Annotated in this window: 20 protein-coding genes; 9 read left to right on the top strand and 11 right to left on the bottom strand. The window is 41.6% G+C overall.

The window, feature by feature from the left end:
* Positions 1-70 precede the first annotated feature (70 nt).
* The 5 genes from ACKGJO_RS10610 to ACKGJO_RS10590 are packed head-to-tail and all read right to left on the bottom strand — an operon-like array spanning position 71 to position 4,469.
* Entirely contained in the window at positions 71-832 is a 762-nt protein-coding gene (locus tag ACKGJO_RS10610; RefSeq protein WP_411323414.1) for a hypothetical protein, read from the bottom strand.
* The gene (locus ACKGJO_RS10605) at positions 829-2,577 is read right to left on the bottom strand and encodes a BatD family protein (protein ID WP_411323413.1); all 1,749 of its coding nucleotides are present in this window, start codon (positions 2,575-2,577) and stop codon (positions 829-831) included. Before ACKGJO_RS10605 ends, ACKGJO_RS10610 begins: the two co-directional genes overlap by 4 nt.
* Positions 2,561-3,064, bottom strand: coding sequence for a hypothetical protein (locus ACKGJO_RS10600; protein WP_411323412.1), 504 nt, complete (start codon positions 3,062-3,064; stop codon positions 2,561-2,563). Before ACKGJO_RS10600 ends, ACKGJO_RS10605 begins: the two co-directional genes overlap by 17 nt.
* A 3-nt stretch (positions 3,065-3,067) precedes the next feature.
* Positions 3,068-3,748: a tetratricopeptide repeat protein gene (locus ACKGJO_RS10595; protein WP_411323411.1), complete on the bottom strand. Its 681-nt coding sequence runs from the start codon at positions 3,746-3,748 to the stop codon at positions 3,068-3,070.
* Entirely contained in the window at positions 3,714-4,469 is a 756-nt protein-coding gene (locus tag ACKGJO_RS10590) for a YebC/PmpR family DNA-binding transcriptional regulator (protein ID WP_411323410.1), read from the bottom strand. The genes ACKGJO_RS10595 and ACKGJO_RS10590 overlap by 35 nt, the downstream gene beginning before the upstream one ends.
* A 208-nt stretch (positions 4,470-4,677) precedes the next feature.
* Between ACKGJO_RS10590 and bshA the strand changes: the two genes are divergently transcribed.
* Positions 4,678-5,820: an N-acetyl-alpha-D-glucosaminyl L-malate synthase BshA gene (gene bshA / locus ACKGJO_RS10585; protein WP_411323409.1), complete on the top strand. Its 1,143-nt coding sequence runs from the start codon at positions 4,678-4,680 to the stop codon at positions 5,818-5,820.
* Positions 5,821-5,903: 83 nt separating this feature from the next.
* Here bshA and sucC read toward each other — a convergent pair whose 3' ends face one another.
* Positions 5,904-7,109, bottom strand: a complete 1,206-nt coding sequence (sucC, locus tag ACKGJO_RS10580; protein WP_411323408.1) for an ADP-forming succinate--CoA ligase subunit beta — start codon at positions 7,107-7,109, stop codon at positions 5,904-5,906.
* Between the two features lie 209 nt (positions 7,110-7,318).
* Between sucC and pyrR the strand changes: the two genes are divergently transcribed.
* Positions 7,319-7,870, top strand: a complete 552-nt coding sequence (gene pyrR / locus ACKGJO_RS10575; protein WP_411323407.1) for a bifunctional pyr operon transcriptional regulator/uracil phosphoribosyltransferase PyrR — start codon at positions 7,319-7,321, stop codon at positions 7,868-7,870.
* Complete coding sequence (locus ACKGJO_RS10570) at positions 7,863-8,813, top strand: aspartate carbamoyltransferase catalytic subunit (protein ID WP_411323406.1); 951 nt, start codon at positions 7,863-7,865, stop codon at positions 8,811-8,813. The genes pyrR and ACKGJO_RS10570 overlap by 8 nt, the downstream gene beginning before the upstream one ends.
* A gap of 112 nt (positions 8,814-8,925) precedes the next feature.
* Here ACKGJO_RS10570 and ACKGJO_RS10565 read toward each other — a convergent pair whose 3' ends face one another.
* Positions 8,926-9,840, bottom strand: coding sequence for a DMT family transporter (locus ACKGJO_RS10565; protein ID WP_411323405.1), 915 nt, complete (start codon positions 9,838-9,840; stop codon positions 8,926-8,928).
* 205 nt (positions 9,841-10,045) lie between these two features.
* Between ACKGJO_RS10565 and ACKGJO_RS10560 the strand changes: the two genes are divergently transcribed.
* The 3 genes from ACKGJO_RS10560 to ACKGJO_RS10550 all read left to right on the top strand — a co-directional run bounded on the left by ACKGJO_RS10560 (position 10,046) and on the right by ACKGJO_RS10550 (position 13,148).
* Positions 10,046-10,453, top strand: a complete 408-nt coding sequence (locus ACKGJO_RS10560) for a DUF4293 domain-containing protein (RefSeq protein ID WP_411323404.1) — start codon at positions 10,046-10,048, stop codon at positions 10,451-10,453.
* Between the two features lie 8 nt (positions 10,454-10,461).
* Positions 10,462-11,379 (top strand): DMT family transporter, encoded by a 918-nt coding sequence (locus ACKGJO_RS10555; protein WP_411323403.1) that lies wholly within the window; start codon positions 10,462-10,464, stop codon positions 11,377-11,379.
* A 251-nt stretch (positions 11,380-11,630) separates the two neighbouring features.
* Positions 11,631-13,148 carry an MltF family protein gene (locus ACKGJO_RS10550; RefSeq protein ID WP_411323402.1) on the top strand — a complete coding sequence of 506 codons (1,518 nt, stop codon included), beginning with the start codon at positions 11,631-11,633 and terminating at the stop codon, positions 13,146-13,148.
* Here the strand turns inward: ACKGJO_RS10550 and ACKGJO_RS10545 are convergent.
* From ACKGJO_RS10545 to ACKGJO_RS10530, 4 genes are all read right to left on the bottom strand, one after another.
* Positions 13,135-14,862 (bottom strand): PP2C family protein-serine/threonine phosphatase, encoded by a 1,728-nt coding sequence (locus ACKGJO_RS10545; RefSeq protein ID WP_411323401.1) that lies wholly within the window; start codon positions 14,860-14,862, stop codon positions 13,135-13,137. The genes ACKGJO_RS10550 and ACKGJO_RS10545 overlap by 14 nt on opposite strands.
* 6 nt (positions 14,863-14,868) lie before the next feature.
* On the bottom strand, positions 14,869-15,291 hold the full coding sequence (locus ACKGJO_RS10540) for an ATP-binding protein (RefSeq protein WP_411323400.1): 423 nt from the start codon (positions 15,289-15,291) through the stop codon (positions 14,869-14,871).
* Between the two features lie 12 nt (positions 15,292-15,303).
* Positions 15,304-15,651 (bottom strand): STAS domain-containing protein, encoded by a 348-nt coding sequence (locus ACKGJO_RS10535; protein WP_411323399.1) that lies wholly within the window; start codon positions 15,649-15,651, stop codon positions 15,304-15,306.
* Between the two features lie 220 nt (positions 15,652-15,871).
* A complete protein-coding gene (locus tag ACKGJO_RS10530) occupies positions 15,872-16,372 on the bottom strand; it encodes an SPOR domain-containing protein (RefSeq protein WP_411323398.1) in 501 nt (166 codons plus the stop codon).
* Between the two features lie 173 nt (positions 16,373-16,545).
* Between ACKGJO_RS10530 and ACKGJO_RS10525 the strand changes: the two genes are divergently transcribed.
* The 3 genes from ACKGJO_RS10525 (at position 16,546) to ACKGJO_RS10515 (ending at position 19,320) form a co-directional block, all read left to right on the top strand.
* Positions 16,546-17,592, top strand: coding sequence for an ABC transporter ATP-binding protein (locus ACKGJO_RS10525; protein ID WP_411323397.1), 1,047 nt, complete (start codon positions 16,546-16,548; stop codon positions 17,590-17,592).
* A gap of 22 nt (positions 17,593-17,614) precedes the next feature.
* Positions 17,615-17,899 (top strand): hypothetical protein, encoded by a 285-nt coding sequence (locus tag ACKGJO_RS10520; protein ID WP_411323396.1) that lies wholly within the window; start codon positions 17,615-17,617, stop codon positions 17,897-17,899.
* Positions 17,900-18,000: 101 nt separating this feature from the next.
* Positions 18,001-19,320, top strand: coding sequence for an LVIVD repeat-containing protein (locus ACKGJO_RS10515; protein WP_411323395.1), 1,320 nt, complete (start codon positions 18,001-18,003; stop codon positions 19,318-19,320).
* Positions 19,321-19,354 lie beyond the last annotated feature (34 nt).

Below are 19,354 nucleotides of genomic sequence, written 5' to 3'. Positions count from 1 at the left end.
TTAATGATTTTTGCAGGTTATTTGCCCGAAAATAAAGAATAATCGGGATTAGTACTGAGGATAAGTCAGTCTATAATACTTTAATACCGTCAGGTTTGGTCCAGCCATACTGTCCATTTCCTAAACGCACGTAGGTCCATCCTTCAACACTTTCACTTTCCCAATGATCTACAGTCAGGTCATAGCCTTCGTAAGCAATACTTACCAAAGGGCTATCTTCATCGGGAGTCTCTAAAACTCGTTGAGATGATGAGATCAAAACAGCCCCATCATATCGCTGATTAACGTAATCGGCATAAAAAGCCAACAAAGCCAGGGAAGATCCAATCAGGATCAGGGTAAGTTGAATTGAGAAAGTTTTACTGAGCGAGATCTTGTTTAGCCAGCCAAGATATAAAAGTGTCAGTCCGGCTAAAGTGAATAGAAATCCGATCAAAAATAGTCCAAAAGCGGTCAACTCATTGTTGATCCAATCAATGGCACGATCCCATGGCAGTTTAGGTAAGATGGCAGATTGCCGGCTGAACTGAGAATTCACATAATCCAGTGCTTCAATTGCCTTTTTACGTGTGGTTGAAAATTCTGTGGCTTTAAGAAAGTAATATTTCGAAAGACCCAGAGAATCAAGCTGCATGGCCGTTATACCCATGTTCAAATAAAGTGCTCCAGAAACGTCGCCGCTGCTTTTAATACTTCTGTAAGCACTCATTGCTTTCATTGGGCTTCCATTTTCCAGGAGATTATTCGCCTTATCAAAAGCGCCTTGCTGTGCAACGGCATCCTGACTGAAAACTGCCAAAGGAATTAATAGAAGCAGAATTCTCAACATCATGATAACTTACCTACTTTTTTGATGATCTCACGTGTTTTTTCAATATCAGAAGCTAAGGTCTCTCTGGTTGCGTTGGGTGCATAGGCTATAGTTTCACATTTATTCAGAATCTTGCGAAGCTCTTGAGTCAGCGTATTGTCTGAAAACTGATCTACAGCTTCAACGAGTTTAGAATGTGATAAGCCTGCCGGTGGCAGGTTTAGTTTATCAGTTATGTATTGTGTGAGAGCCTTTTCAATAAGGTGATAACCGGTTTTGATATCGGTTGTTCTTTCTGCTTCTTCAAGGGTTTTTTGGGCTTTATCTGATGCCTTGCGGGATCGGGCAAAGGCTGAATCGGTTTGCATCCGGTCATTATATTTCTTGAAAATATAGGCTCCTATGGTCAGCATAATGGGTAGAAAGATCATGATCCAGACTAATGTTCTTTCATATAATGGCTTAACTGCCGGGCTCTTCCAGTTTGCCAATCCCGTAATTGGTTTTACGTTGAATCGAAGGTCTTTTTCAGTTAGCAGGGGGGCATCAGGGTCACGCTCCACACTGAAGGTTAATTCAGGCAGGGTCACAATTACAAAATCAGATCCATCGGGATCATAGTAAGCTATCCGTTTAGCCGGAATAGAATACTCTCCTTCGTTTCGGGGTATCACAATATCTCTGAAATTTCTGCTCCCTGTTATTTCTCTATTATTGCGTTCAATATTTGATGTTTCTTCAGGATTATATTTCTCCAGATTCTCAGGAAGGTCATAATTAGGTTTATTGATCAAAGGAATATTCCCTTCACCAGAGATCTGAGTGTTGATCTCAATACTTTCACCTACAAGAGCATCTGTATTTGAGATAGAGCGTGTTATATCGAAACTCCCTACTGCTCCAATGAACTCTGCGTTATTTAATTCAGGAAGACTTTCAACATCAAGGGTTACAGGTGGAGATTGCAGTGTCATTCGTTCTTGATTCAGCCCAAATCCAAATGGATCAGCGGAGCTGCGTCTTGAACGAACGGAAACGGTAATTTCAAAAGGACTGAGAGTAAGTTCACCGGATTTGGTAGGAAAAAGGGCGTATTGGATAAGCCTTGCTTTCTGATACCGGACATTATTCACAATGGTTGATGTGGTTTGTGCACGTTGTGGATAGTTAAGTTCCTCTTTCCAAAATCCCTCTGCTTTCCATCCCGGGGTGGGTTGATAAGAAGAGACTTCCACACCATTTTTAAAATAAAGAACTATATCAGCAATAACCTGTTGGCCAACTACAGGGTTATCGGTATCAGGCTCAATCCTTACGTAAATATCGGGAGCTCTTTCTGTATCACCGGATTCAAGTGAGGCCGGATCTAAAACTGAAAAGGGGATTGGATTCGTTTGGTAAGTTTCATTCTCAACAGTAATAGTGATTGAAGGCAAAGTGTACTTGCCGGGCGTTTGCGCGATCAACACATAGCCAAAAGTATAAGTTACAGACGGTTTTCCATTTATGATGGTGTATTGGGTGCCGCGTGAAGTACTGCCTTGCAACCATCTCAGGCCATTGATCTCAGGAAGTTGCGGCTGTTGAACTGAGCCCATGGCATTTCCGCTGATATTGACTTCCAGTTTGACCTGCTCTCCCTTAAAGATATTTGTTTCTGAGAGTTCAGCATTAACCTGAATCCCCTGTGCTAAGGAGAGGCATGAAAATCCACTAAATAAAAGCAGTAAGAAAAAGAAATGTTTCAGTCTACCAATCCTTTTCATGCTTGGCCGATCCTGTAGATTTTTTCTTTTTGAATTCCTTTAAAAGTTCTTTCTCCTTTTGAGCCAAAGCTCTCAGGATCTTTTCAGCCTCTTCCTTACTTATCTGTTGGGATTGAAGGTCTTCCGGGTTAATTTCTTGAGGCTGTTGCTCGCCCTGCTCTTCCCCTTCACTTTCCTGTTGTTCCTGATCCTCTTGTTGCTGCTGATCTTGTTGCTGATCCTGCTCTTGCTCCTGCTGATTTTTCTGCTGTTCTTGTTGCTGCTGTTGCTGCTGTTTTTCTTGCTCTTCTTTCAGTTTTTCGTACAGGGCATTTAGCTTCCGGTCGTTTGGATAGTTCATCAATCCTTCCTCAACGTAATTAAGGGAGGTTTGAAGATCTGCGTTGATAAAGAATTGAGCACCGTTATGGAAGTATTGGTCTGCAGTTTGAGCCAAAAGCGGAACGGTCAATAAACTCAGTAATGATATCAGTAGTATACGTTTCATAGGTCAGTTTGAGTTAATTTCTGATACATTTCTGATGCGTTCGATAAAGTCATTGAAGGCCCTGACTGTATCGTCTGCTTCAAGGGCCCTTTGCATGAGGTTGTATGCATCCTGATAGCGTTGTTCGGCAACGAGTTTTTCAGCCTGCTTTTTCATAGCGATGGCATACTCACTTGGTTCAGGTGGTTGCTGTTTTTCCTGATTTTGTTCATCGCCACCTTCATCTTCTTCGTTTTGCATCTCAGCGAGAGCTCTTTCATAATTATGTTTTGCATCAAGATCCGAAGAATTTAGTTTTAGAGCATTCTTGAAGTGAGTGGCTGCCGGTTTCCACTTTTGATCTTCAGCCAATAGGGTTCCGATATTATACTCAGCCATTGATTTATCCTGAGGACTTTCTGCAAGGGAACGGAATTCCATGAAGGATTCAATGGCCTCTTCTACCTTACCTTGTTTTGCCTGTGCGTTTCCGAGGTTGAAGTACAGCTTATAATTATCCGGTGAAACCTCAATTGCGGCTTTGTACAGTTCCTCTGCCTCCTCATAATTTCCCTTATCAAAGGCAGAATTTGCCTGTCGGGCTTCATCGTTTGTGAAGGCCGAGAGAATCAATAGCAATGCAATGTATATAAGGTTTCGCTTCAAAATATCAAAGATTTTCAGCGATGGCGATGGTTTCATCATCCATCAGCATGTTTGTGAATACGTTATTCACGTCATCATTTTCTTCAAACTTTTCCATCATCTTCAGATTCGATTCTGCCGTGCTTTCATCCACCTTAGTTTGAGTAACGGCTTCCCGGATCAGGGTCGCAGATTCGATCTTAAAGCCTAATTCTTCAAGGCGGTTCCTCACATCAAATAATTGTTCTCTGCTTGTATATACAATAAATACTTCGTCTTCGGTATCTACATCTATGGCTCCGGCATCAATGGCTTGCAACATAAAATCTTCATCATCGAGTCCATCTGCCGGCACTTGAATCATTCCCTTTTGCTCGAACATATAGCCAACGGAACCGGAGGTTCCCATATTACCCCCGTGCTTTGTAAAAATATGGCGGATGTCGCTAACGGTTCTATTATTATTGTCTGTAGTCACTTCAATAAAATAGGCAATACCTCCGGGGCCGTATCCTTCAAAAGTTGCTTCTTCATAAGCTGCACCGTCAGAATCCTCACCGGTTCCTCTCTTAATGGCACGTTCAATATTATCCTTTGGGACATTATCAGCTTTTGCGTTTTCGATGGCCAAGGATAAACGCGGGTTTCCATCGGGATCTCCACCGCCTTCTCGGGCTGCAACCGTTATTTCCTTAATGTGTTTGGTGAAGATCTTGGATCGTTTAGCATCTTCTTTAGCTTTTTTGTGGCGAATGTTCGCCCACTTCGAATGTCCTGCCATATTTTGAAGGATAAATTAATTACATTTTATAAGCATGTAATATACAAATAGACAGTGTGGATAAGAAAATGTATAGCACAATTTTACGTGTACTGTACAGATGGTAAGCAGGGAAACCTATCTGATAAACCTTGTGTTTGAATGTTTATCAGATTAGTACCTTTAAGTATTTTAAATTGAATTGAACATAAATATCAGCAGAGATTATATGAACATAGGTATAGCATGTTATCCTACCTTCGGCGGAAGCGGGGTGGTTGCAACAGAACTGGCAAAAAACCTGGCGAAACACGGTCATAATATTCATATGATGAGCTATTCCCGTCCTGCCCGACTTGATACGCTTGAAACCGGTATCACCTATCATGAAGTTTCTATCAATTCCTACCCTCTTTTCGATTATCCGCCTTATGCTCTGGCACTTGCCTCTCAAATGGTAAACCTGATCGAATATGAGGACTTGGACCTTTTACATGTTCATTATGCGCTGCCTCATGCAACCAGTGCTTACCTTGCAAAACAAATTATGCATGAAAGAGGGGTGACAGTACCAATTATCACTACGCTTCACGGAACTGATATTACTTTGGTTGGCCGGGATCCAAGTTATAAACACGTAGTAGAATTTTCTATAGATAAAAGTGATGGTGTAACTGCTGTTTCTGAATATCTGAAACGGGAAACCTATGAACATTTCGAGATCGAGCAGGATATTGAAGTGATCCCAAACTTTATTGATCTGGACAGATTTCAAAAATCAAACAAAAGTCATTTCAAAAAAGCTATTTGTCCCAACGACGAAAAAGTGGTGGTTCACGTATCCAATTTTCGAAAAGTAAAACGCGTGCCGGAAGTGGTTACCGTTTTTGCCAGAATTCTGGAATCGGGAATTGAATCTAAGTTATTATTGGTAGGTGATGGCCCGGATCGCCAAAAAGCTGAACAACAGTGTCGGGATCTGGGTATCTGCGATCATGTTCGTTTTCTGGGTAAACTGGATAAGGTTGAAGAGGTGCTATCAATTGCTGATCTGTTTTTGATACCATCGGGTTCTGAGACCTTCGGATTAGCTGCTTTAGAAGCTATGAGCTGCAGCGTGCCTGTTATTAGTTCAAATATTGGTGGACTGCCGGAGGTTAACGTGCACGGTGAAACAGGATATCTTTGTGACTTGGATGATGTTAAGTGTATGGCTGATTACGGGGTTAATATCCTAAGTGATCCTGATCTGCATGAACGGATGTCTAAAAATGCGCGTAAACATGCTGCCACCTTTAATCAGCAAGAAGTAGTAAAGCAGTATGAGAATTTTTACGAAAAGGTTCGCGAGAGAATGGGGCCCAAAGTCTGAACAAATTTTTATGATGCACTTTAAAAAAAAGCCCGCTCAGTTTGAGCGGGCTTTAGTGTTATGTAAGAATTTTAAGACGCTACTTAAGCAAGTACTTTAGATACTTCTTCAGCAGCTTCTTTAAGCAGTACAGCAGAGATAACATTCAGGTCACTGTTATCAATGATCTCTTTAGCTTCCTTAGCATTGGTTCCCTGAAGGCGTACAATGATCGGTACGTCTTTCACTTTTTCAGCGATCTCCGGGTCTTTAACAGCTTCGATCACCCCATTAGCAACACGGTCGCAACGTACAATACCACCAAAGATATTGATAAGAATTGCCTGTACATTCTTGTCTTCGAGGATGATGCGGAATCCATTCTTCACAGTGTCAACATTTGCTCCACCACCAACATCAAGGAAGTTAGCAGGCTCACCTCCGGATAGTTTAATGATGTCCATGGTTGCCATTGCAAGTCCAGCACCATTCACCATACAACCTACGTTACCATCCAGCTTAATGTAGTTGAGGTTATATTTTTGAGCTTCAAGCTCGAGTGGATTTTCTTCTGATTCATCCTTGAGTTCAGCAAGATCTTTATGACGATACAGTGCGTTGTCGTCAAAAGTTACTTTTGCATCCAGGGCATACACTTTGTTATCAGGAGTGGTGATCAATGGATTGATCTCAAACATATTTGAGTCCGTTTCCTCATATGCATTGTAAAGTGCTTGTATGATCTTGATGCCGTTTTTAAGAGCTTCTCCTTCAAGGCCCAGTGCAAATGCGATTCGGCGAGCCTGATTTGGCTGAAGATCCATTCCCGGTTCAACCCACTCTTTTACGATTTTTTCAGGAGTTTCTTCGGCAACTTTTTCGATCTCAACACCACCTTCTGTTGAGGCCATGATCACGTTCTTGCTTACCGCACGGTCAAGCAGAATACCAAGATAGAATTCAGACTCAATGTCGACTCCGTCAGTTACATACAGACGCTGTACCAGCTGCCCTTCTTCTCCGGTTTGAACGGTTACGAGCACATCACCTAAGAGATTTTCTGCGGCTTCTTTTACCTCATCGATGGATTTGCAAAGGATTACACCTTTTTCATTATTCTTTTTGGTGCGGCCTTTGCCACGTCCACCGGCATGGATCTGAGCTTTCACTACAAATAGTGAAGATCCCTTCTCCTTCAATTTTTTAGCGGCTTCAACGGTCTCCTCAACAGTAGTAGTAGCAATACCGGCAGGCACAGCTACATTGTATTTCTCAAGAATTTCTTTGGCTTGATACTCGTGAATTTTCATGGATACAATTTTAAGTATTAAAAGCGATTTTTCAGAAGCAATAATACCGAGATTACGAGCTAAAAGAAAGGAAGTGCATGATTCTTTACATATCACAAAACAGTAGTGTATGTAATACGTAAATTATTTTTACCACAAGGTTTTACCTTTGGCATTAATTCTTACAAACACTAACTTTATAACCCATCAAAACAAAGAGGTAATCTAGCTTGAAAGAAGCCCGGATCATGACTCCAAAGGAATTAGACCGCACCTATCAGCGGTTTGCCCATCAATTCCTGGAACCTTATGATGATTTTTCCCAACTTGCTGTTATAGGCATGCAAACCCGTGGAGTTCATATGGGTAAACGGATTGTTGACGAGATCAAAAAAAACTTCAGCACCGAAATAGATTTTGGAGTACTGGATGTGACCTTTTATCGGGACGATTATCGTTCAAAACTTAAAATGCCAGAGGTACAGGTAACGGAGATCCCATTCGATCTGTTTGATCGTGATGTAGTTTTGGTGGATGATGTTCTTTACACAGGCCGAACTGTACGTTCTGCGATGGATGCGATCATGGCCTATGGCCGGCCAAGAAGTATAAAATTCTGTTGTATGGTCGACAGAGGCCACCGTGAGCTGCCAATAGCTGCTGATTATATGGGAATCTATTTACCAACTTATGAGGATGAAGAAGTTCGGGTGAAAGTAAAAGAAATTGATGGCGAGGATGCAGTCTACCTTGTGGAAATGGAGGAGGAAGTAGATGAGTAAATCTCCCGAGGGATATCAGTTCAATCAAAAACATTTGTTGGGACTCACAGACTACTCAAAAGAAGATATTAAGTTTGTATTGGAGCAGGCTAAATATTTCAGAGAGATACTCGACAGGCCGGTTCCAAAAGTTCCTACTCTAAGAGATAAAACCATTGTGAACCTGTTTTACGAAAACAGTACGCGTACCCGGCTTTCTTTTGAGTTGGCCCAAAAGCGTATGGGAGCCGACGTCGTTAACTTTTCAACCAGTTCATCAAGTACCAAAAAAGGCGAATCACTGAAGGATACGATCCGGAATATAAGCTCGATGAAAATTGACATGGTTGTTGTTCGGCACGAAAGCCCCGGGGTACCTCACTTTTTAACGCAATGTGTGGATGCCGCCATTCTGAATGCAGGAGATGGTGCTCATGAACATCCAACTCAGGCTTTACTGGATATGTTCACCATGCAGACCATCCATCCGAATTTGACGGGTAAGAAGATCGCTATCATAGGAGATATTTCACATAGCCGGGTAGTGCGTTCAAATATCATCGGTCTGAAAAAATTGGGAGCTGATGTTGTACTTTGCGGTCCAAAAACATTGATGCCTATTTATGTGGAGGATATGGGTGTTGAAGTGTCTTACGATCTGGAAGAAACTCTGGGCTGGTGTGATATTGCAATGGCACTAAGAATACAACTTGAGAGGCAGGAAGGTGCCACAGAACTATTTCCATCTCTTCGAGAATATCATGAACGATTTGGAATTAAATATCATCACCTGGATAAATATCCAAATTTCAAGATTATGCACCCGGGGCCCATCAACAGAGGCGTGGAAATGGAAAGTGAGGTGGCTGACAGTGACAGAGCCGTGATCCTGGATCAGGTAACCAATGGCGTGGCAGTGAGAATGGCCATTTTGTATTTACTGAGTGGGGGCACCAGAGTCTGAAATAAGTGAGCAGGTTATTTCAGGTTGTGGAATTTAGAATATTGAGATGCATATAAAGAGGATATTGTCACTATCTATCAGTAAATCTAAACCGGGTAAAATTAACCCATGTTTATGAATTGTATGAAAGTTTAGCTTGCTCTGCTTTTGTTTTCTTTCGAGCTAGAATGATACCTGCAATAACCGATGATGCTCCAATATATTGAAGAACTGTAAGTTCTTCACCTAATAGTACGAGTCCAAATATTAAACCCAATACCGGCACCAAATTCTGATATGCTGCAGTACGTACAGCTCCGATCTTTTTCACTCCATTATTCCAAATAATGTATGCAATTCCAATAGACAAAGCACCGCTGTAAAGAATACCTCCAAAGCCGATCAATGAGATTCCACTCCAATTCAATTTAATCAGGAAAGGAAGCCCGATCACAGTTAAACTAATTAACCCTATCATAGACATGAAGGCTGAGTACTGTAGTGCACTGTAAACTCTTAAGTATTTTCTGGAAAGGATAGTGTAAATACCCCAGCAAAAAGCAGCTGTCAGAGTGATCACATTCCCTAAAAACGTTTCGGATTCAAATGAAATATTATCTTGTCCGCCAACTATGATCAATGCAACTCCAGCAAAGGCAAATAATACCCCAAGCGCCTTAAAAATTGTAAGTTTTTCATCTGTAAAAAACTGAGAGAGCAGAGCAACCCAGATGGGTATGGTGCCAAGCATAACCGCTGCGTTGGCAGCATATGTATAATTGATGCCTATGATAAAAAAAAGCTGATAAAACAGGTTACCTATTATACCAATACCAACTAATTTCCAGAAGTGCTCTCTTTTGACTTTTAGGGAGTATCCTTTTTTGCGTGCGAAATACGAGAGTAATGAGGTGGCAAATATGAAACGGAGAACGTTAAAACTGTAAGGATCGATCTCACTCAGTGATACTTTAACAATACTGAAATTCAGTGCCCATATGATGGCTACTAAGATGAGGCTTAGGTCAATTAGATATGGTCGGTTCAAAATTAAACTGCTAATGCTTTAATGTTGAAAGATGAAAAGGTACGGTGAAAACCTCTTTAAACCGAAATATAAACCCTGACTGTTTAGTATGAGTGGGTCTGTTTTAGAATCTATTAACATCTGTTCCAAAGAAGCATAGCGGATTGGCTTTTTTAATGCCTAAAACTTTTATCTTTAAGAAAAATATTAAACAAAAACTTACTCAGTGATACAGCGAATTCAAACAGTTTTTCTGGCATTAGCAGCCATTCTAAATTTCATTGTTTATTTTACACCCGTATATGATAAGGCTATGAGTGATCCCCAAACCTGGATTGGTTATGGGTTGGCCATTGCTCTTGTTTTACCAATCATTTTGAACATTTACAGTATTTTTCTGTACAATAACAGACCCTCACAGATCTCATGGATAAAAATATCCGCACTTTTACAGGTTATAGCCCTTGGTTTTGGCGTAGGTGTTCTGCTCTCTCTTGGAGGTTTTGGAACCTACATGTGGGATGAAGCTCTTGGTTCCGGCTTGATCTTTCTTGGGTTGCTCTTTCAAATACTTGCGATTAGAAACATACGGAAGGATGAAGAACTTGTACGCTCAATGAATAGAATTCGATAGGAGTATCTTTGGATCAGCCATATTCTAAACTTAAGGTATATGCATTTCTTGGCATAGGGCTGACCACTTTTGGCGTTGCACCGGTTTTGGTAAAATTTGCTACCGACTATTCTGCACTGCTGTTGGTAACTATCCGTACGGTTGGTGCTTTTCTAATGTTGGTACCGGCATATTGGTATCAAAAGAAAAGCAAGAAATATGATTTGAAAGCTGCGGGAAATGAAAGTAGGCTTATGGCAATGGCAGGTGTTGCGCTGGGACTGCACTTTACGCTTTGGACCAGCTCATTGTATTTTACCTCTGTTGCATCAGCTTCAGTATTGGTAACTATTCACCCCATCATGCTGATCGTTGCAGAGCGTGTTTTATATAAAATGAATTTTGCGCCTACTGTTTGGGTAGGAGTTTTTATTGCCTTCGGAGGTTCTGTTCTGTTGGGTGTTTCTGATTATAATGCTGATACGACCTTTGCAAATCCTGTATTGGGAAATGCCATGGCCTTTTTTGCTGCGGCTATATTTGCTGTATATTTTTTGATCGGCAGAAAGATCAGACAGAACCGTTCGTGGCTGGGCTATGTTTTTCCTGTTTACGGTTATGCAGCCGGGACATGTTTGGTGATATTTTTAATTGTAGAAGGTATTCCAACCGAAGTGGATGCAAGGGTTATTTGGATAGGCCTTGCACTTGCAGTTGGCCCCCAGCTGCTGGGTCACGGTTCACTTAATTATGCTGTCAAGTTTGTATCTCCTACTTTACTGTCTACTTTGATCCTGACTGAGCCAATTTTCGCCACCATCCTTGCGTTTTTTATATTGGCTGAGTTGCCTGCTATTCTTTCAGTATTTGCAATCACTATAATATTGATCGGGGTAACCCTGACTTGGCGAAAAAAGCCAAAGATACAGAGGTCATTAGATAACTGATCATTTAACTCCAGAGTTTGTTTCTAGTGCAACTGCTTCCTGCTCTAAAACGTTAACTTGTAATAAAGTTATGCCATGCAGTGTTTTATTACATGTCGTGAACCTTTTTTTGTCATGTTTCGTTGTTTAGTTCGTATATATTAGACCTCACTAAGAATTGAGGAATTTTGAAATATTACCTGTATAATGCACAATAGCATTAAAAATATGCGTTCAAGCTAGGTTGAGAGAAATTAGAACAAAGCCAACATATGCTTTTTAATAATGATCACATTGCGGGAGTTCAAAAATATGTTCTACTCACTGGAATAGGGGTTGCATTGCTTGCAGGTTGTAGTAGTGAAACTGAAACTGATAGTGAAATAGATCATTCATTACCTGTAACGGTCAATGAGCCCGTTGAGAAAGATTTTGCTGAGATAAAGCAAAATGGGGTTTTGAGAATGATCACTAGTTACAGTTCTAATTCTTACTTCTTGTATAAGGGTATCCAGGTTGGGTTTGAGTACGAATTGCTTAAAGAATTTACTAAAGAGAATGACCTGGCCTTAGAGGTTGTGATCATAGGGCCTGAAGAAAGCCCTTATGATCTTTTGAATAGCGGTGAAGGTGATATTATTGCAGCTAATTATACGATCACACCTGAAAGAAAAAAGGTAGTAAATTTCACACGTCCTTATAATTTAGTTGATCAACTGGTCGTGGTCTCTGAAGACCTGGGCTTTTACCCGGAAAGCATAAGTGAGCTGGAGGGGGTAGCCATCAGTGTCAGGAGAAACAGTTCTTATTATGTAAGATTGCAGGAATTGAAAAATGAAGGTTTCCCGATCAATATTAATGTGATACCGGATGACATGGATACTGAATCCGTATTATTTCAGGTGGCAGATGGTAAATATGACGCCACTGTAGCTGATAATAATATGTTTGATGCGGCTTCAAGATATATGAATGGACTTATAAAAGGCCCGCTTATTGCCGAAAGTGATACCATTGCCTGGGCAATCCGCCAGAATGCACCTGATCTTGAGCATCATTTAAATCGATTTTTATATAAGCATTTCAGGTTTGATGAAAACGGCGTTCCTAAAAGATCAGCTTTCCTGAATATTCTCCGCAAAAAATATTTTGAATCAGGAAATCAGATAGCCGATTACTTTAGCCCTAATTATCAGCAAGGTGGCCAGGCAGGTACGATCTCCCCTTATGATGAAATGATCCGACAGGTAGCTGAAGAATTTGAACTGGATTGGGTGATGATGACGGCTATTGCAGCTCAGGAATCACGGTTCAACCCATCCTCTGTAAGTTGGGCAGGCGCAGTAGGTATTATGCAGGTCTTGCCACGTTTTTCTGAGATCTCTTCTGACTCTTTGTACATACCTGAGGTTAACATCAGAGAGGGAGCGAAGATACTTTCTGAGCACTTAAGGCATTACTCTTACATGGACTCAACAAATCAGTGGTCTTTTGCTCTTGCTACGTATAACGCAGGCATGGGGCATGTTGCAGATGCCCGCAGGCTCACTATCGATCAAAACAAAAATCCAAATCAATGGGAGCACGTCTCAGAGTCTTTATTGAAACTAATGCAGCGTAAATACTACCAAAATGCCCGCTACGGTTTTACCAGGGGAATTGAGACAGTCAGATATGTTAACGAGATCATGAATAGATATAGTACCTATCAGACCATATTGGCCTATAACGATACAAAAAGAACCGTAAATACAGGGGGTTTTGGCCTACAAAGCCTTAATCAACCTTGATGACCAACATAGTGATATCATCATACTGAGTATCATTTGAAAATGCTTTTATATCTCTGATCACGGCATTCATGATGGATTGTGAGTCGTTATTTAAATGCTTTTTGATACAAGCTTCCAACCGCCTCTCACCATACTCTTCAGTTTTTTCAGGATTCATGGATTCAGTAACACCATCTGTGTAAAGTACCAATACATCGTTTTTTTTCAGTTCAATGGTATCAGACTCGTAAGGCATTAGGGATTCCATCGCACCTAAGATGACTCCTCCTTTATCCAGTTCAATCGGTTGCTCCTCGCCTTCTCTATATAATAAGGGGTTATTATGACCGGCATTTACATATTCAAAGTGAGTACCGCACTTTGATATCTTTCCCCAGAAAAAGGTAATAAACTTATCTGAGGGAGTATTATGATGGATAATATTATTAATACTGTCGGTGGCCTTCGAAAGAGTGATGTCGATTGGAGCCAGTGCGTGTAACATAGACTGAAGGTTGGCCATAAGAAGTGAAGCAGGTACACCCTTTCCGGTTACATCAGCGATTGCCAGTATATGTCCACCGTCAGGTGTTTCAACAATATCAAAGTAATCGCCCCCAACCTGATGCGATGAAATATTTGTGGCCTTAAGGTCAAATCCCTCTATATGGGGTACAGGCGAAGGAAAAAGACCTCGCTGGATGGTTCTGGCCAACTCTAGCTCCTCTTCCATGCGCTTGTTTTCAATACGCTCTTCAAGCAACATGGTTTTTTGAATAGCAAGAAGGGCAAGGTTCCCCAGCGACTGTAAAAAATCTACTTCTTCCTTGCCGTACTCATCCTTATTAGCCGGGGCTCCAACTCCTACTACACCGATCTTTTCATTCTGGAACCTTAGAGCAATGACAAGCTTAATGTCGTTCTTATCCAAAAAAGGGCAGTCATGGTCATTTTCACAGTAAAAGATGTCTTCAAGTTCATACAGTCTTTTTAATTCTTCCTGCGAAGGTCTCACTTTCAGACCACTGCTCGAAATAAGTGATTTTTCTCCATCCATTTCCAGTGCGAAGAAGAATGTACGAATGAGCATTTGCCCAAGCATGGCAAATTTGAAGGTTCGGGCAATATCATCCTGATCCACCATGAGATTAAAATCTTTGCTCAACTCAAGCAGCGTGTGAAGGTCGTGGACTTTACGGTCTAATTTTCTGTTAATGAGTCGCAGTTCCTGAAACATCCGTGAGTTTGCAATTGCAACTGATGATATGATGGTAAGGCTTTCAATGAATTCTAACTCAGAAGAAGCAAGAGCTTGCTTGTTGCCTTTGCTGCCCAGACAAAGGAATCCGAGATGATGATTAGTGGTTCTGAGGTTGAAAAGAATAGCTTCTTCAGAAAGGTTCAGTTTATCGACCAGTTTGGGGTGATCTGCACCTTTTATCACAGACTTTTTCAGGATGTGTTCGTCAACCGGCAGGGATATCAGGTCTTCCTCTTGTAATGTATTTTGTCCTTTTATCTTGCTAACCCGATAACTGCTTTCGCCCCCATTCTGGATCAAGATGATGCCTTTGGTTACCAATAATTTACCCATGGTGATCAGAAGTAAATTGTTTAGTACAAAATCAGGATCTTGCGATTCAACCAGCATTTTACTGGTTTCAAGAAGGGTCCGTAAAGCAAATCTGCTTTGTCGTTCTTCGTTTTCTAAAGAGTTATTATTGTTTTCCACGAGGCGTCAAATATTTTTGACCATTCGTATTTCGTTGTTTTCACCTTTACGGTTATATTGAACCTGATCCATTACTTTTCTAATAAGATACACGCCCATGCCTCCCCGTTTTTTTTCTTTAATACGTTTCATGAGGTCAGGTTCACTGTAAGATTCAGGGTCAAAGCTTTTACCACTATCTATTAGGGTGATCCACAGCTGGTCATTGTCGGAACCGATCTCAATATTTACTCTTTCTGAGGCATTATTCTGGTAGGCATGTTTGATGATATTAGTGTAGGCTTCATCAACAGCAAGTCGGATCTCAGATATCGTTTCTTGTTTGAGCCCAATATTTTCAGCATGTGATGCAACAAAATCACGCACTTCTGCCAAATGCTCTGTAGAAGCCTCAACAGATAGAGTATGTATTTGTCTGGTTCCTGCCACGTCTGCTTTGATTTAATTATTGAAGCTTTCCAAGGCTTCTTGTTCGCTGTCCAGAATATCATATAAGGTTGGGAATCCAAGCAGATCAAATACATTATATACACGATCATTCATATCGGTGAGTTTAATATCACCACCTAAACTTCTGACGTCTTCAATGTAGGCCATAAACACGCCTAAACCTGCGCTGGCTATGTAATCTAATCCGGAGCAGTTAACTACAATAGAATAATTTTCGTTATCAATGAGGGATTTGAGCTCATTTTCCAATTGAGAGGCCGTATGTGCATCCAATTCGCCACTGATATCCAGTATACTTACGTTTTGATTTTGCCGTGTAGCGATACTGAAATTTTTCATTTCGCTGATATTGAAGTTTTTAGATCATGTTGAAGGTGCATAATAACGTAAACCACAGAATTAGAAAAGTTTTTACCTATTGGATTACGAAAAGGCTGAAAAAAAGATGCAAAAAAATAGGGCATTGCATTAATCATATGCAATGCCCTGACTATTCATCAAGAGAGACGCTACTTGAGCGCATCTGTAATTAAGCAAATGCTTGGGAGAGAAGCAACTACTAATTAGACTGCCTTTCTACCTTCGAAACCCAATAGCCGGTGTTTAGTTCTTGTCCAAGCTTTGCGCCAAAAGCTTCAGCATCAGCTTCGTTGGCAAAAAAGCCGACCCGTAACCTGAACCAAATATCTCCGGTTTTTTCATCTCCAACTTTCACTGTATAAACGTTTGGGTAATTCCTCTCTCTTAGCTTATCTCTGTATGAGTTGGCTTGAGTTTCAGAACGGAAAGCTCCTACCTGAACGGCATAATTTCCGTTTTCAGCAAAATTACCACTTTTTTCTTCTTCTTCTTCCTCTTCCATAGCTTGCTGCTCAGCAACACGGGCAAGGCTGTCTTCACGAGCTTGCATAAGTTGTTCAATACGTTGTTGCTCTACCTGCCGGAGTGAATCAAGGCGAGCCTGTTCAGCAGCACGTCTCTCTTCCTCGCTTGGCCCGCAACCTTGTATACTGATTAAAGCAAAAGCGAACACTAATGTGTAGATGCTTAGATTTTTCATATGTAAGTGTATTAGTTTGTTTTTGATATACGTGATAAACCCTCAATAATTTAAACTTACATCATACATATCTGTTTCACAAATATTCACGCATCAATTTTTCAGAAGTATTGGAATAGTCCTTATCTTATGTAGACTGAATCTAAATCTAAGTTTATTGGTTCAGTACATATATGGAAAAACCTCTTCTACACATCACCGGACTTACGAAAGCTTTTGACCAAAGTGGGCCTGTTGTTAATAATGTTGGCTTTGACGTTGGAAAAGATGAAATTTTTGCGCTGTTGGGACCAAGCGGATGTGGAAAAACTACAACTCTTCGTCTTATCGCCGGCTTTGAGCAATGTGATGAAGGTGAGGTATTTATTGAAGATGAGCTGGTTGAAAGTCCATCTGTACACTCTACTCCTCAAAAAAGAGAAGTGGGATTCGTGTTTCAGGATTATGCCCTTTTCCCTCACATGAATGCTCTTGAGAATGTAGCTTTTGGTTTGAGGGAAGTAGAGAAGAAAAAGAGACCTGTTTTGGCGGAAGAAGTCCTGTGCCGAACCGGTATGGAAAAATATAAGCACCGGATGCCGGATGAACTATCCGGAGGACAGCAACAAAGGGTGGCATTAGCCCGTGCCATCGCTCCAAAACCTCGGTTGGTTTTAATGGATGAGCCCTTTTCGGGGCTGGATGCCATGCTGAGAGATTCAACCAGGAAGGAAGTTCGCGCTATCCTTAAGAAATCCGGTATGAGTGCAATTCTTGTTACACACGATCAGGAAGAGGCATTATCATTCGCAGACAGAATAGCAGTGATGAATAACGGGCAGATCGAGCAGATCGGAACGCCTGAAGAAGTATACTATCATCCCAAAACTCAATTTGTAGCACAGTTCTTAGGGCGGACCAATCTATTTCGGGCCCATGCTGATGGCAGTGATAATGTTGAGACAAGGCTTGGCCCGGTTAAGATCAACAAAGAGGCTGAAGGCTTGATTCTTTGTTCTATTCGTCCTGAGCACCTCACTATAGAACGTTGCGATGCGAATGGTAATGAAAGCGGGATCATTGTGGGGCGTGAGTTCAGGGGGCATGATATCACTTATCATGTCTTGTTTAAGGGAGATAAATATATTGTTCACACAGATAACAGGCTTTTATTTGACGTGGACGATCATGTAGTCGTGAAACCTTTAGAGCCTGCCGTAGTACTAGAACAAAAGGCTTAACCTAACTAAAGAGGATAACGAAATGTCGTTTTTTGGATTTCTTTTACTTTTACTGATCGCTGCCATTTGTGGCGGGATCGGGCAAAGCATTAGCGGGCACAGTTTTGGAGGATGTCTTATTTCTGCCGGCGTTGGTTTTATTGGTGCTATTATAGGAAAATGGATTGCCAGTGAGTTAGGCCTTCCTGAACTATGGACCATTGAAGTAAGCGGGAGTCCATTCCCGGTAGTCTGGTCAATTATAGGAGCTGCGTTATTTACAGCCATTCTTGGCGCAGTTCTGAGAGGCAAAGAGAGGGTTAGATAAGTTCCTCCGCCCCATTAAGATGATAATATTTGTGAAGCTATTTCCATTTTCGTCAGGTATTTCGTAATTAGCGCTTTCTTATTAATGCTAAAAACGGATATATGTACAAGTCATTTACTTTTCTGATTATTCTTTTTCTAAACGTGGGCGGATTCACGGCGATGGCTCAGCAAAATGATGAGCTGCCAAAGCGAAGCGATAACCTAGAGGTCCTATCACATGTTCCCTTAGGCGCTCCTTTAAGTGTTACAGATATTGTGGTTGAACAGGAAATGAGCCGACCCTATGCCTATGTAGGCAGGATGCAGGCAGAAAAAGGATTTGATATCATAGACCTTTCGGATCCCGAAAAAGCAGAAGTGATCTACCGCTGGAGGATGCCAAACGAAGAGCTTCATGTGGGGCTTGGCGGTATGGATCCCAAGTATTTTAAGCATAACGACCGATACTATGTGGTGCAGTCGCTGCAGTTTTTCCAGGGTGGACCAAATCCCGATGCCGGCGCAGTTGTAGTTGATGTAACCGGATTGCCGGACGTGAGTAAGGTTAAAACAGTTGGCTATGTGCGCAATGCTGAGCACCCCGGAGGATTCCATAATATTTTCATGTACAAACATTCGGACGGACGCCCTCTGCTGTTTGCCACAACTTCAGGGGATGATGCCTATGTGTATGACCTGGGTAAATTTGTAGAAGGTGAGGAAGACATCCTTGCAGGAACCGTTCCTAATCCTGATACACCTGCCCGCATGGCCGGAGCTTCTCTGGGATACCATGATTTTTACGTGGGTTACCATCCCGATAGCCAGCAGGACCGTTTTTATGGCGGTGGAGCCGGCGGATATTTTGTATTTGATGTGACCGAAATGGATTCAGTGAATCTGGTCGCATCCGTAACCGGAGTCAGTGGAGTAGTTTGGGGGCACACGGTAACTCCATCCCCGGATGGCCGTTACATTGTTGGTGAGACGGAATACATGCATGCTCCCCTGCGTATCTTTGACCTGAAACCTGCCCTGGATGGCGAAGTACAAAATATTCGAGAGCCGATCAGTTCATGGAACTTTGACTACGAGAACCTGGTGCATAATCACGAAGTAAGATGGCCATACCTGTTTGTATCAGGATATGAGGATGGACTTTTGGTGGTAGACCTGTTCAGCCCGGATGAGCCAAAGACGGTAGCCTATTATGACACCTTTTTGGGTAAACATCAGTCAGGTATGTGTGGCGATAGTACTTGTAATGGAGCCTTTGGCGTGGATGTAAGGAATGAAGACGGCCTGATCGTGGTAAGTGATATGGGAACCGGATTCTGGGCCTTTCGACTGGAAGATTTCCAGGGTTGGAATGGCCGCGGCTGGGGGCTTCCGAATATCTCCAGTGCGCAAAACTGGGATGAAGGACCTCAGGCAAACTAAATTTTTTATCGCAAGCTGACTATTTTTAGATATG

It is taken from the genome of Gracilimonas qinghaiensis, assembly GCF_046602855.1.
Taxonomy (GTDB): Bacteria; Bacteroidota; Rhodothermia; order Balneolales; family Balneolaceae; genus Gracilimonas.
The sequence above is the reverse complement of the archived record's forward strand: the minus strand, read 5'-3'. Positions and strand labels throughout refer to the sequence as shown.

Excerpts from the sequence above, each read along its gene's own strand:
- ACKGJO_RS10610 (WP_411323414.1), bottom strand. The coding sequence starts at position 832 with ATGATGTTGAGAATTCTGCTTCTATTAATTCCTTTGGCAGTTTTCAGT.
- ACKGJO_RS10605 (WP_411323413.1), bottom strand. The coding sequence starts at position 2,577 with ATGAAAAGGATTGGTAGACTGAAACATTTCTTTTTCTTACTGCTTTTA.
- ACKGJO_RS10600 (WP_411323412.1), bottom strand. The coding sequence starts at position 3,064 with ATGAAACGTATACTACTGATATCATTACTGAGTTTATTGACCGTTCCG.
- ACKGJO_RS10595 (WP_411323411.1), bottom strand. The coding sequence starts at position 3,748 with ATGATGAAACCATCGCCATCGCTGAAAATCTTTGATATTTTGAAGCGA.
- ACKGJO_RS10590 (WP_411323410.1), bottom strand. The coding sequence starts at position 4,469 with ATGGCAGGACATTCGAAGTGGGCGAACATTCGCCACAAAAAAGCTAAA.
- bshA (WP_411323409.1), top strand. The coding sequence starts at position 4,678 with ATGAACATAGGTATAGCATGTTATCCTACCTTCGGCGGAAGCGGGGTG.
- sucC (WP_411323408.1), bottom strand. The coding sequence starts at position 7,109 with ATGAAAATTCACGAGTATCAAGCCAAAGAAATTCTTGAGAAATACAAT.
- ACKGJO_RS10570 (WP_411323406.1), top strand. The coding sequence starts at position 7,863 with ATGAGTAAATCTCCCGAGGGATATCAGTTCAATCAAAAACATTTGTTG.
- ACKGJO_RS10550 (WP_411323402.1), top strand. The coding sequence starts at position 11,631 with ATGCTTTTTAATAATGATCACATTGCGGGAGTTCAAAAATATGTTCTA.
- ACKGJO_RS10535 (WP_411323399.1), bottom strand. The coding sequence starts at position 15,651 with ATGAAAAATTTCAGTATCGCTACACGGCAAAATCAAAACGTAAGTATA.
- ACKGJO_RS10530 (WP_411323398.1), bottom strand. The coding sequence starts at position 16,372 with ATGAAAAATCTAAGCATCTACACATTAGTGTTCGCTTTTGCTTTAATC.
- ACKGJO_RS10525 (WP_411323397.1), top strand. The coding sequence starts at position 16,546 with ATGGAAAAACCTCTTCTACACATCACCGGACTTACGAAAGCTTTTGAC.
- ACKGJO_RS10520 (WP_411323396.1), top strand. The coding sequence starts at position 17,615 with ATGTCGTTTTTTGGATTTCTTTTACTTTTACTGATCGCTGCCATTTGT.
- ACKGJO_RS10515 (WP_411323395.1), top strand. The coding sequence starts at position 18,001 with ATGTACAAGTCATTTACTTTTCTGATTATTCTTTTTCTAAACGTGGGC.